The 12,404-nt window shown below is 58.1% G+C and carries 10 protein-coding genes; 3 read left to right on the forward strand and 7 right to left on the reverse strand.

The annotated features are described in order from the left end of the window. Window positions 1–23: 23 nt before the first annotated feature. Window positions 24–443 carry a MarR family winged helix-turn-helix transcriptional regulator gene (locus ACN0TA_RS10015; RefSeq protein ID WP_417582402.1) on the reverse strand — a complete coding sequence of 140 codons (420 nt, stop codon included), beginning with the start codon at window positions 441–443 and terminating at the stop codon, window positions 24–26. 135 nt (window positions 444–578) lie between these two features. Here ACN0TA_RS10015 and ACN0TA_RS10020 point away from each other — a divergent pair, with 135 nt between their 5' ends. Further along, complete coding sequence (locus ACN0TA_RS10020) at window positions 579–1,790, forward strand: NADP-dependent isocitrate dehydrogenase (RefSeq protein ID WP_417582404.1); 1,212 nt, start codon at window positions 579–581, stop codon at window positions 1,788–1,790. A 242-nt stretch (window positions 1,791–2,032) separates the two neighbouring features. Next, window positions 2,033–3,142, forward strand: a complete 1,110-nt coding sequence (locus ACN0TA_RS10025) for an OmpP1/FadL family transporter (protein ID WP_417582406.1) — start codon at window positions 2,033–2,035, stop codon at window positions 3,140–3,142. Window positions 3,143–3,238: 96 nt separating this feature from the next. On the opposite strand, the gene alaS is transcribed toward ACN0TA_RS10025, so the two are convergent. Both alaS and recA read right to left on the reverse strand, forming a co-directional pair. Beyond that, the gene (gene alaS, locus ACN0TA_RS10030; RefSeq protein WP_417582408.1) at window positions 3,239–5,899 is read right to left on the reverse strand and encodes an alanine--tRNA ligase; all 2,661 of its coding nucleotides are present in this window, start codon (window positions 5,897–5,899) and stop codon (window positions 3,239–3,241) included. Window positions 5,900–6,178: 279 nt separating this feature from the next. After that, window positions 6,179–7,252: a recombinase RecA gene (recA, locus tag ACN0TA_RS10035; protein ID WP_417582410.1), complete on the reverse strand. Its 1,074-nt coding sequence runs from the start codon at window positions 7,250–7,252 to the stop codon at window positions 6,179–6,181. A 194-nt stretch (window positions 7,253–7,446) separates the two neighbouring features. On the opposite strand from recA, the gene ACN0TA_RS10040 reads away from it, so the two are divergent. Continuing rightward, window positions 7,447–7,605, forward strand: coding sequence for a hypothetical protein (locus ACN0TA_RS10040; RefSeq protein ID WP_417582412.1), 159 nt, complete (start codon window positions 7,447–7,449; stop codon window positions 7,603–7,605). On the opposite strand, the gene cckA is transcribed toward ACN0TA_RS10040, so the two are convergent. The 4 genes from cckA to fliQ all read right to left on the reverse strand — a co-directional run bounded on the left by cckA (window position 7,602) and on the right by fliQ (window position 12,388). Continuing rightward, window positions 7,602–10,148: a cell cycle histidine kinase CckA gene (gene cckA, locus ACN0TA_RS10045; RefSeq protein WP_417582414.1), complete on the reverse strand. Its 2,547-nt coding sequence runs from the start codon at window positions 10,146–10,148 to the stop codon at window positions 7,602–7,604. The two genes, ACN0TA_RS10040 and cckA, sit on opposite strands and share 4 nt — an antisense overlap. 116 nt (window positions 10,149–10,264) lie before the next feature. Beyond that, window positions 10,265–11,350 carry a flagellar biosynthesis protein FlhB gene (gene flhB, locus ACN0TA_RS10050; RefSeq protein WP_417582416.1) on the reverse strand — a complete coding sequence of 362 codons (1,086 nt, stop codon included), beginning with the start codon at window positions 11,348–11,350 and terminating at the stop codon, window positions 10,265–10,267. 3 nt (window positions 11,351–11,353) lie between these two features. Further along, window positions 11,354–12,115: a flagellar biosynthetic protein FliR gene (fliR, locus tag ACN0TA_RS10055; RefSeq protein ID WP_417582418.1), complete on the reverse strand. Its 762-nt coding sequence runs from the start codon at window positions 12,113–12,115 to the stop codon at window positions 11,354–11,356. A 6-nt stretch (window positions 12,116–12,121) separates the two neighbouring features. Beyond that, entirely contained in the window at window positions 12,122–12,388 is a 267-nt protein-coding gene (fliQ, locus tag ACN0TA_RS10060; RefSeq protein WP_417582420.1) for a flagellar biosynthesis protein FliQ, read from the reverse strand. Window positions 12,389–12,404: the final 16 nt, after the last annotated feature.

Genomic DNA, 12,404 nt, shown 5'->3' on the forward strand with positions numbered 1-12,404 from the left:
CAATTGCGCTTAAACTCGGGCATCTATTGAACCTGTGCGAGTTGGCGCAAAGCGGTCAGGGACGTTTCAAAGTCTGGAGCATCGAGGCTCGCTTTAAGTTCAGTTTGAAACTGCCGCCATTCCGGCCGCAGCTTCTCGATTAAAGCCAGCCCCGCCTCGGTCAGCCTGCACGCCCTGAAATTGGCCCTTGCGCTAACCCTTTCGCTCACCAAACCCTTTTTCTCTAGCAGGTCGAGATTGCGCGACAGCGTACTGCGCTCCATCGCCAGTCGCGTTGCCAACTCAGTCACCGAGCGGTCTGCATGAACAAGCAAACTGGCGAGAATATTGAATTGCGCCCCGGTAATCCCGTAGGGCCGCAACTTTCCATCGGCCAGCCGCGTCAACGTGCGGGCCGCCATGCGCGCATTCAAAAGAAGGCAGGTGGAAAAGTCGTCGTTCATGCCAGCTTATTACAGCGTGCATATACACGGTGTCAATCGATCCCGCGCTCCGTCCATTCAGCTTTGCGCACGCGCTTGCCAATGCTATAGGGGCGCCGACTATTTCATCCTATCCAATCTCATCGCGGAGGACTTATGAGCAAGATCAAAGTCGCAAATCCCGTTGTCGAGCTCGACGGCGACGAAATGACCCGGATCATCTGGCAGGCCATCAAGGACAAGCTGATCCACCCCTATCTCGACGTCGATCTTGAATATTACGACCTCAGCGTCGAAAACCGCGATGCGACCGACGATCAGGTGACTATCGATTCCGCCAATGCCATCAAAAAGCACGGCGTCGGTGTCAAATGCGCGACGATCACGCCCGATGAAGGCCGCGTTGAAGAATTTGGCCTCAAGAAGATGTGGCGTTCGCCCAACGGCACGATCCGTAACATTCTCGGCGGCGTGATTTTCCGTGAGCCAATCATCTGCAAAAACGTACCGCGCCTTGTTCCCGGCTGGACGCAGCCGATCATCGTCGGCCGTCACGCCTTCGGCGATCAGTACCGCGCAACAGATTTCAAGTTCCCCGGCAAAGGCAAGCTGACGATGAAATTCGTCGGCGAAGACGGTACGGAAATCGAGCACGAAGTGTTCGACGCACCCGCAGCGGGCGTTGCCATGGGCATGTACAACCTCGACGAGTCGATCCGCGATTTTGCCCGCGCTTCGCTCAACTACGCCCTGCAGCGCGGCGTGCCGTGCTACCTGTCGACCAAGAACACAATTTTGAAGGTCTATGATGGCCGCTTCAAGGACATCTTCGAGGAAATCTTTCAGACTGAGTTCAAAGACCAGTACGAAGCCAAGAAGATCTGGTACGAGCACCGCCTGATCGACGACATGGTCGCGGCAGCGCTGAAATGGTCCGGCGGATACGTCTGGGCCTGCAAGAATTATGATGGCGACGTACAGTCCGACATCGTTGCTCAGGGCTTCGGTTCGCTTGGCCTGATGACCTCGGTTCTCATGACCCCCGATGGACAGACCGTCGAGGCCGAAGCTGCCCACGGCACAGTGACCCGTCACTATCGCCAGCACCAGCAGGGCAAGGAAACCTCGACCAATTCCACAGCTTCGATCTTTGCCTGGACACGTGGTCTGGCCCATCGCGCCAAGCTCGATGGCAATGACGCGCTGGCGAAATTCTCCGCCACGCTCGAAAAGGTCACCATCGACACGATCGAAGAAGGCAAGATGACCAAGGATCTGGCCCTTCTGGTTGGCCCCGATCAGCCTTGGCTCACCACAATGGGCTTCCTCGACGCCATCGATGCCAACCTCCAGAAGGCCATGGCGTAAGTTTCCGGCCATTTCTTGATCATCCAAGCCGCCCCATGGGGCGGCTTTTCTTTTGCCTGTCCGCGCCAAACTGGGTGTGCATTTATGCCACATGTCCGACGGGATGTGCCGGGGACGGATTGACGCAAAACGTGAACGCGGCAATGTTTACGTAAGCGTCACAAATCTACCGATAACGGCATGACTTGAGGCGACGGTGCGTTGGAGGAGCGTGCCGGAGAACCAAGGAGGAGAACCTGTAAATGCGCGCACCACGCAAGCGTGTCCACATCCTGGCCCTTGGCGGCCTTTTGGCGGCCAGTTCGGCACAGGCCGGCGGCCTCGAAGCCAATGGCTACAATTGGGACATGATTTTCGACCCGGCCACCTACGCAGCCAAGGCCACGATAACCCATGTCGACATCGATCAACCAATAGCCAATCAGCTGGCAGCGCCGGGCGCCACGGTGTCCAATACATCCAACCGCGTTCACTACAACGCCGCCATCAGGGGCGACCTCATCGAAAATGCGTCCTGCCTTGTATCGGCACAGAACCCCTTTGGTTCTGGCACTGAGCGCAATTTCGCCTATGCTGCCGGCACGCGTCAGGCCGTCTCCGAAAAAATAAATTCGACCGATCTCGGCCTGACGTGCGCCTATGGCGTCGATGTCGGCGGCGGCGTCGTCAGCGTCATCGGCGGCCTGTCGGCGCAGTCCCTTACCTATGACGCCGTTCTTCCAGTTGCTGCACCCAATGTGACGGCGCCGATTGCAATCGATGGTCAGGCAATGGGTTGGCGCGTTGGCGTTGCCTATGAAATGGAAGAAATCGCTCTGCGGGTTGCGGCGATCTACAACGCCCCCATCAACTACAACCTTTCCGGCACCGCCTTTGGTGCACCGGCCACTGCCAGTGTAACCACTCCGCAATCGATCGAACTCAAGGCCCAATCCGGCATCGCGCCAGGCTGGCTGGTTCTCGGTTCGATCAAGTGGGTGGATTGGTCGGTTATCGACACGCTCACGGTCAACAACCCAGTACGCACAGTTGGCACAACCTTGAACTATCGTGATGGCTGGACGGTTACCGGCGGCGTCGGGCATGCTCTCACCGCCGACCTGACGGTTCTGGGCACGCTCACTTGGGACCGCGGAACGTCCTCGGTAAACGCTGCAGGCGTATTGGAAAACGGCCACCAAACCGACCGCTGGGGCGTGACCTTGGGCGCAGCCTATGACCTCGCCGAGAATGTGGAGTTTTCAGGCGGCGTGTCCTACTCCACAATCGCTGCCGGAAGCAATCTGCAAAACGAAACATGGGATCGCGGCTCGGTTCTTGCCATCAGCGCCAGCCTCAAAGCTTCGTTTTAGGCGCGGGCAAGACAGCGACACACGCGCCCAAAGAACACGAAATGGCCCCTCGCGGGGCCATTTTTATGCGTATCACTGCGCGTGTTGAACCTGGTGCTACGCGCCAATCTGCGACTTGATCGCGTCAACCGCCGCCTGAGCCTGCGAAGCGTCGGGGCCGCCGGCTTGCGCCATATCGGGGCGCCCACCACCGCCCTGCCCGCCCAGCGTCGTCGACCCAACCCGAACCAGATCCACAGCACTGAAGCGCGACACAAGATCCTCGCTCACACCGACTGAAATCCCGGCCTTGCCGTCCTCGGTCGTGCCCACGATGACGACGATACCGGACCCGATCTGTTTTTTGCCCTGATCGACAAGTCCGCGCAAATCCTTGGGCTGCAAGCCTTCGACGACACGGCCCATGAATGTAACGCCATTGATCGTCTCGCTGGCCGCGCCGTCCGAAGCACCGCCGCCCATCGCCAGTTTCTGGCGCAAATCCGCAACCTGGCGTTCGAGCGCCCGGCGTTCTTCGACAAGCGCTTCGACACGGGATACGGCATCGCGTGGTGAAACTTTCAGCGTTGCGGCAACCGACTTGAGCTGGTCTTCCTGTTCGTTGAGGTGGGCGCGCGCGCCATCTGCAGTCAGCGCCTCCACCCGCCGGACGCCTGCTGCAACCGAGCTTTCCTGGACGATCTTGACCAGCCCGATGTCACCGGTGCGCCGCACATGCGTGCCGCCACACAATTCCATCGAGTAGATCTTGCCAGCCTTGTCACCCTCGAGCGCTGTGCCCATCGAGACGACGCGTACCTCATCGCCGTATTTTTCACCGAACAGTGCCATAGCACCTGCCTCGACGGCGTCATCGACAGCCATCAGCCGTGTTTCCACCGGGGCGTTCTGTAGGACGATTGCATTTGCCATGCGCTCGACCTCGGCAAGCTCGGCTTCGCTCATCGGTTTGGTATGAGAATAGTCGAACCGCAGGCGATCGGGTGAAACCATCGACCCTTTCTGCGCAACATGAGTGCCAAGCACCTCGCGCAACGCTTCGTGTAGCAAATGAGTTGCAGAGTGGTTGGCGCGAATAGCGGTACGTCGTGAATGATCGACCTTCAGGGTCAATGCCGCATTGACCTCGACCGTACCGCTTTCGATCCGCACACGATGGGCAAAAACACCACCGGCCTGCTTGGTCGTGTCGAGAACGACGATTTTTGCACCGTCCTCGCCTTCCATTGTGCCGGCATCGCCTACCTGCCCACCGCTTTCCCCGTAGAACGGGGTCTGGTTGAGAACAATGAACCCCTCGTCGCCGACCTTAAGCGCATCGACACTGCTGCCGTCCTTGACCAGCGCCTGGACCGCACCGTCGCTGTCTTCGGTTTCATACCCGAGAAACTCGGTGGGACCTGCGGCATCTGCAATAGCGAACCAGACAGCGCTGGTTGCAGCATCGCCGGACCCGGACCAGTTTTTGCGAGCTTCGGCCTTCTGGCGCGCCATTGCAGCGTCAAACCCGGCCTGATCGACAACTACACCACGAAGGCGCAGCGCATCCTGGGTCAGATCGAGCGGAAAACCGTACGTATCATAAAGCTTGAAGGCGGTCTCTCCGGCCAGTGTATCGCCCTTGTCCAGACCGGCACTTTCGTCCTCGAGAATCTGCAGGCCACGGCTCAGGGTCTTGAGGAAGCGCTCTTCCTCAAGCCTGATGGTCTCCGAAATCATGGCTTCGCCGGCGACAAGGTCAGGATAGGCCTGCCCCATCTCACGCACCAGAGTCGGAACGAGCTTGAAGATCGTTGGATTGTTGGTGCCCAACAGGGTCGCATGGCGCATCGCACGACGCATGATACGACGCAAGACGTAGCCGCGTCCTTCATTGGCCGGCAGAACGCCGTCGGCAATCAAAAACGACATTGACCGCAAATGATCGGCGATAACCCGGTACGACGCCACGGTCTCAGGCGTCGGCGCCCGCCGCACAACGGAAGCCGCCGCATCAATCACATGCTTGAACATGTCGGTTTCAAAAACGCTTTCGACCCCTTGCAGGATGGACGCCATGCGCTCCAATCCCATGCCGGTATCGATCGATGGGCGCGGCAAAGGCTCCTGGTTACCGTCACCCGTCTGCTCATACTGCATGAAAACGAGGTTCCAGAATTCCAGGAACCTGTCGCCATCCTCCTCAGGCGTGCCCGGAGGTCCGCCCCAGATGTGGTCGCCACGATCGATGAAGATTTCAGAGCAAGGGCCACACGGGCCGGTATCGCCCATCGTCCAGAAATTGTCCGACGTTGGGATACGGATGATCTTGTCGTCCGAAAGCCCTGCGATCTTCTTCCAGAAATCGGCAGCTTCGTCATCTGTGTGATAGACAGTGACCAGCAGCTTGTCCTTGTTGAGGCCAAACTCCTTGGTGACCAGCGTCCAGGCCATCTCGATGGCCTGCTCCTTGAAGTAATCGCCGAACGAAAAATTGCCCAGCATCTCGAAGAAGGTCAGGTGGCGGGCGGTAAAGCCGACATTATCGAGATCATTGTGCTTGCCACCTGCTCGAACGCATTTCTGCGAGGACGTCGCGCGCGAATAGGGACGCTTCTCAAGCCCGGTGAACACATTTTTGAACTGCACCATCCCCGCATTTGTAAACATCAGGGTGGGATCGTTGCGCGGCACCAGGGGGCTGGATGCGACTTTTTCATGACCGTTCTTTGCGAAAAAATCGAGGAAGGTCGAACGGATGTCATTTACGCTTGTCATGATCGAGCCAAAAACCCTGCTTGCGGCAAAAGCGCCGCGCCCTGTCTTGTCGTTATGGATACGCCGGGCACGCGACTGAATACGCCCCGTTTCCCCGGCTAAAACCTGAGAACGCCTTCTAGCGTGTGCATTGGTCGAGTGCAATGCGAAGGCTGCGCGCCCAACCATTAAGTGAGCGACAAACAAAGTCTTCGACAAAAAGAAAGGCGCCGGTTACCCGGCGCCATGAGGTCATGGACCAATCATGCTTGAAAAAATGCGATGATCGACAGGATCTACCTAGTCTTCACTGTCGTCGCCACTGCCTTCGCCCGCAGTAATCAGTTCAGCTGCAATCAGCCCTGCACTCTCGCGCACACCGCTCTCGATCTGATGAGCGATCTCGGGATTGTCCTTGAGAAACTGACGGGAGTTTTCACGCCCCTGCCCCAGTCGCTGACTGTCATAAGAGAACCAGGCGCCGGATTTTTCGACAATGCCGGCCTTGACGCCAAGGTCGAGCAGTTCACCGGTCTTGGAAACACCTTCGCCATACATGATGTCGAATTCGACTTGGCGGAACGGCGGTGCCATCTTGTTCTTGACCACTTTGACGCGGGTCTGGTTGCCGACAACTTCCTCACGATCCTTGATCGCGCCGATACGGCGAATGTCGAGGCGAACCGAAGAGTAAAATTTCAGCGCATTACCACCGGTTGTTGTTTCAGGTGAACCGAACATCACACCGATCTTCATGCGGATCTGGTTGATGAAGATCACCATGGCTTTCGACTTGGAAATCGAAGCCGTCAGCTTTCGCATGGCCTGGCTCATCAGGCGCGCCTGAAGACCAGGCAGGGAATCGCCCATTTCGCCTTCAAGTTCGGCGCGTGGCGTCAGCGCTGCAACCGAGTCAACAACAAGAACATCGATTGCACCGGACCGCACGAGCGTATCGGCAATTTCAAGCGCCTGCTCACCCGCGTCGGGCTGCGAAATCAGCAGCTCGTCGATATTGACGCCAAGCTTGCGGGCATATGTTGGGTCCAGCGCGTGTTCGGCGTCGATGAACGCACAGATCCCGCCACCCTTCTGTGCCTCCGCCAGCACATGCAGGGCCAAAGTGGTTTTGCCCGAGCTTTCAGGCCCGAAAATTTCGATGATGCGGCCACGTGGCAGGCCACCAATGCCCAGCGCGATATCGAGACCGAGCGAGCCCGTGGAGATCGATTCGACATTAACTGAGGTGTTTTCCCCCAGCTTCATGATCGAACCCTTGCCGAAATTGCGCTCGATCTGGCCCAGTGCCGCCTCGAGCGCCTTGTTCTTGTCCATCGAACCCCCGTCAACCACGCGAAGCTGTGAAACTGCCATTGTTAGCTCTCCTTATTTCACCAAATGCCCTGCGCACGCAACGCGATCAGCCGGCCCTCAACGCCTATTTCTAGGTTTCATATTTGTTCTCATTTTGTTTTCGTTATGTCAAGAGACAAAATATGAACATTCGCCATAGTTTGGAACTTGGCCCGCGTCGCGGCGTTTAAATCCACAGTCGAAAGGAAACCGCAATGAACATGGGCACGGGAATCGCCATAGGAATCGCAATCGGCGCGGGCGTTGGCGTCGCTATAGATAATATCGCCATGGGCGTCGGGATCGGCATCGCCATAGGCGCAGGGCTCGGAGCCGCATTTATCGCCCGCTCTGACACGCCTGATAGAGATTAGTCCTCGTTTGACGCCGGCCCGCCCGACAGCACTTCCTTGACCTTGGAATTGATCTGGTCGAGCGTGTAAGGCTTGGGCAGGAATTCAACGCTGCGATCGTCTTCAAGTCCCTGGCGGACGCTTTCCTCGGCATAGCCGGACACGAAAATCACCTTCAGGCCCGGATAGAGCCTGCGCACATGAGTGAGCAGTGTTGGACCATCCATCTCCGGCATAACGACGTCCGAAATGATCAAATCAACCTTGCCCTCGATGTCCTCGAGAACTTCGAGCGCTTCTTCGCCTGACCCTGCCTCGAACACCTCATAGCCGGTTGTCGAAAGAGCCCGCGCCGAAAACATGCGCACGCTTTCCTCGTCCTCGACGAGAAGAATGCGCTCATTGCCTGTCAGATCCCTGACCGGCGCGGCAACCGCTTTCACCACTTCCTCTTTTTCCACCGGCACGTGCCGGGGCAGCAAGAGCCTGAACGTCGTGCCTTTGCCGACTTCGGATTCTGGATAGATATAGCCACCAGTCTGCTTGATGATCCCATACACCATCGACAATCCCAGCCCGGTGCCCTTGCCCAGCTCCTTGGTCGAAAAGAACGGCTCGAATATCTTTTCCATGACCTCTTGGGTCATGCCGGTTCCCGTATCGCCAACCTCGATCGAAACAAAATCGGCCGGCACCAGCCCTGGATAGGTGAAGGTTTCCGCTTCCGCCTGTTCGACATTGCGTGTCCGCAGTGTGATCTGCCCGCCGTCGGGCATGGCGTCGCGCGCATTGACCGCCAGATTGATGATCACCTGCTCGAGCTGCACAAGATCGGCACGGATCGGCCACACGTCTCGCCCATGCTCGACATCGAGCGTAACATGCTCGCCAATCAGGCGTTTGAGCAGCACAGTGAGATCGTCGATATGCTGGGGCACCTCAAGCACCTGCGGTCGCAGGGTCTGGCGTCGAGAAAAGGCGAGAAGCTGCCGCACCAGCCCCGCAGCGCGATTAGCGCTCTGCTTGATCGACATGATGTCACCAAACGAAGGGTCCGACGGCTTGTGCTTGAGCAGCAACAGATCCGAGAACCCGATGATAGCCGTCAGCACGTTGTTGAAATCATGCGCAACGCCGCCGGCGAGCTGGCCTACGGCCTGCATCTTCATGCCTTGGGCGAACTGTTCTTCGAGTTGGCGCTGCTCGGTCATATCGAGCGCATAAAGAATGGCCGCTTCGTCGTTTTCCCCACCCTGCTCAACGCCGGAAATAAACATGCGCACACTGCGCGGTTTCTCGCCTGGGATCGTCGCGTCGACTGGCGCTATTTCCGATTTGTGTCCCTTTGCATCGATAAGGGCATCCGCCAGCTTTTCGCGGCTTTCCGGATCGATTAGCGATGAAACGTCAAGGCCCTCAATGCCGCGTTCGCCTGAAGTCAGCCCGAAAATGCGGGTAAAGGGCGCGTTGGTCCGCACCACTTTGCCGCCCGAATCGAGCGCGGCGATAGCAATTGGCGTGTGATTGAAAAAGCGCGAGAACCGCACTTCGGCGGCGCGCAGCGCTTCTTCGCCCTCAATGCCGCGTGAGCGGTCGAGCACCAGAGTGCGCGTTTCGCCGAGTTCGCCCTCGGCCAGCCGTGCAGCGCGGTGCAGCAGCCGCACAGGCAGATTGGTGCCATCATGGCGGACCAGATCGAGATCGATCACCTCGGTACGCACGGCGCCATCCTGCCCGCCGCCCATCAACAGCCCTGCCCCGTCACCCTGAACGATTTCACCCAGATCGAGATCGCCGGCCTCGAACGCCGCAAGGTCATAGCCCAGCCAATCGGCCAGCGTTGAGTTGATGTATTGAATCCGTCCGCGCGCATTAGCCGAAAAGAACCCGGCTGGCGCATGGTCGAGATAGTCGATGGCCTTTTGCAACTCGACGTAAAAGTTCTCCTGACTCTCACGGTCACGCGTGATGTCCTCGACAGTCCAGATCACCGATTTGCCCGGAGCCCCGTCATAATCGGGAAGACTGCGCGCGCCGATGCGGAACCATTGTGCAGCGCTCTTGCCGCGCGATATCCGCACATCCTCGACAATAGCGCGCCCGTCCCGAGCCGCACGCGAAAGCCGATAGACCGCCTCGCTCGCTTCGGGCTGGCTGGCGAACAATCGCGGCACGCCGACCGGAACGCCCTTGGAGACCGACTTGGACAGCTCGGAATATTGCGCATTGGCATATGAGATCTTGCCATCCCGGTCCGTTACCACCGCCCCGTAAGGCAGACTGTCAACAATGGCACGGGCCAGCGTACGTTTCTGGGTGCCCCCCACAAAACGGAACAAACCGGCCGCCAGCGCGAACAGCGAGAAAACCCCGATAACCGACAAAACGCCGAGAAACAGTACGATCATCTCGGGCGAAATGGCGTCGCCTAACAGCGAGAACGCAACTGCCACGGCGACAAAAGCCAGCGACAGGATCACCACCCGCCACAGGGCGGCATTGGAGGATGGGCGCGCCACCATGGGTTCGGGATAGCTGTCCTCGTCCATCGGGGCCACCGCCATCGCTTTTCGTTCCTTAATACGAGATCTAAAATCCCGATCCGAATCGGGCTTCCTATTCGTAGCAAAACCGGGTTTGCCTTGGGTAGTGCGGATTAACCTCTCGTTAACAGCCTCGGTTAATTTCCACTGCTCCAGCTCGATCGGTTTTTGAGCCGCATGACATAGCCGATGATCTGCGCCACGGCCTTGAAATGCTCAGCAGGGATGGTCTCGCCGATCTCTGCGCCCGCATACAGCGCCCGCGCCAACGGTGGATTCTCGACAATCGGAATATCATGATCATTGGCCAGCCCGCGAATCCTAAGCGCAACAGCATCCACGCCCTTGGCCAGAACCTGAGGTGCCGCCATGTCCTTGTCGTACTTCAACGCCACGGCAAAATGGGTGGGGTTTGTGACGACAACCGTGGCGTCGGGCACCGCCGCCATCATGCGCTTGCGGCTGCGCTCCATACGAATCTGGCGGATGCGGCCCTTTACATGCGGGTCGCCCTCCATCTGCTTGTATTCGTCACGGACTTCCTTGACCGTCATCATTTGCCGCTGCCACCATTTGTGGCGCATGTAGAGATAGTCGAGCAGCGCAACGATCGTGATCGCGATCAGCGTCGCGATGAAAATCTTGATGCCGATTTCCTGGAACAACGCCAGCGACATGATCGGATCGGCGGTCATTATGGTCGCGAGCCGATCCCTGTCCGGCCACACCACAAGCACCATAATCGTGGAAAACACGACGAGCTTGAATAGGCCCTTGCCGAAATTGACCAGCGCCTCGCTGGAAAATAGCCGCTTGGCGCCGGCCAGCGGCGACACCTTGGAAAATTTTGGCTTGAGATTTTCCGCCGAAAACACCATGCGGTGCTGCACCATATTTCCGGCGATGCCGCATAAAGCCAGAAGGATCATAGGCACCAACAGCGCACTCAACAGACTCGTTGTGGCGCCATAGACGAACTGATTGAACCCGGGCCCACCAACTTCATAAAGATCGGCCCGGCCCAGGTAGTCGCCAAGCGTAGTCATGATTTGCGCACCGGTGAACGGCGCCACGAATGCAAAGATCAGCGCTGAGCCAAGGATCATGAACCAGGTCGTCACCTCCTGGCTCTTGACCACGTCACCTTTCTTGTGCGCGTCTTCGAGCCGCTTTAGGGAGGGGTCCTCTGTCTTTTCGCTCTGTTCGGGTTTGTCGTCGCTCATGACCTATCCGAGAAACTGCGAGAAATGACTTTCGAGGTAGCTCATATAGAGCCCCATCGTGACGCTGAGCAGCAATGCGAACAGCACGAGACCGATGATGATGTTGGCCGGCATGGCCATGAAGAACACCTGGATTTGCGGCATCAGCCGCCCCAATATCCCCAGTCCAAGGTAAAAAACCAGGCCAAAGACCAGAAACGGCGCCGACATTTGCGTGCCGATCAGGAACGCCTGCGCGACGATTTCGACCGCCATTTCAGCGGCATCGCCGAGCATCAGCGGCGCATCGGGAGGAAAATAACTGTAGCTCGCATAGATTCCGGCCAGCAAGACGTGATGGAGGTCGGTGGCAAAAATCAACGTCACGCCGAGCATCGCCAGAAAATTGCCGACGATCGCGCCCTGCACCCCGGGCTGTGTGGGGTCTGACGTCTGGGCCATCGAAAGCCCCATCTGGAAAGCAATGACCGCCCCCGCAACCTGGGCCGCAGTAACAATCAGCCGTGTAAGGCCGCCAAGGATAAAGCCAACGGCAAGCTCGTGGCCCAGCGCTGTCAGAAGCCCACCCAGCGTCTGCGGAACCGCCCCAAGATTGGGCAGGATTAGCGGATAGAGGATCAACGAGAAGGCCAGTGCAAACGTAAGGCGCAGCCGCATGGGAATCGTGTTTTCCCCAAGCGCTGGCAGCAGCATGAGGATCGTGCCGAGACGCGCGAAGATCAGGAAGAAATAATAGGCGACATCGGGACCCCAGCTGACCGTCATCGCCCGCTAACCACCCGCGATGATCATATCGACGATCTGGTTCATATAGGCGCTCATGGTTGCCCCCATGAACGGCAACGTCAAAAGCATCGTAACAAAGATCGCGATGATCTTGGGCACGAACACCAAAGTCATTTCTTGGATCTGGGTCAGCGCCTGAAAAAGCGCGATGATCACACCGATCACCAGCCCAACGATCATCATCGGCCCTGAAACAATGATCAGGGTCCAGATACCTGATGTGGCGATGTCGAGAGTTTCTGCCCCGCTCATGTCGGTCCTGCGCGAT

This window comes from Pelagibacterium sp. (assembly GCF_048264985.1).
Classification (GTDB): Bacteria; Pseudomonadota; Alphaproteobacteria; order Rhizobiales; family Devosiaceae; genus Pelagibacterium.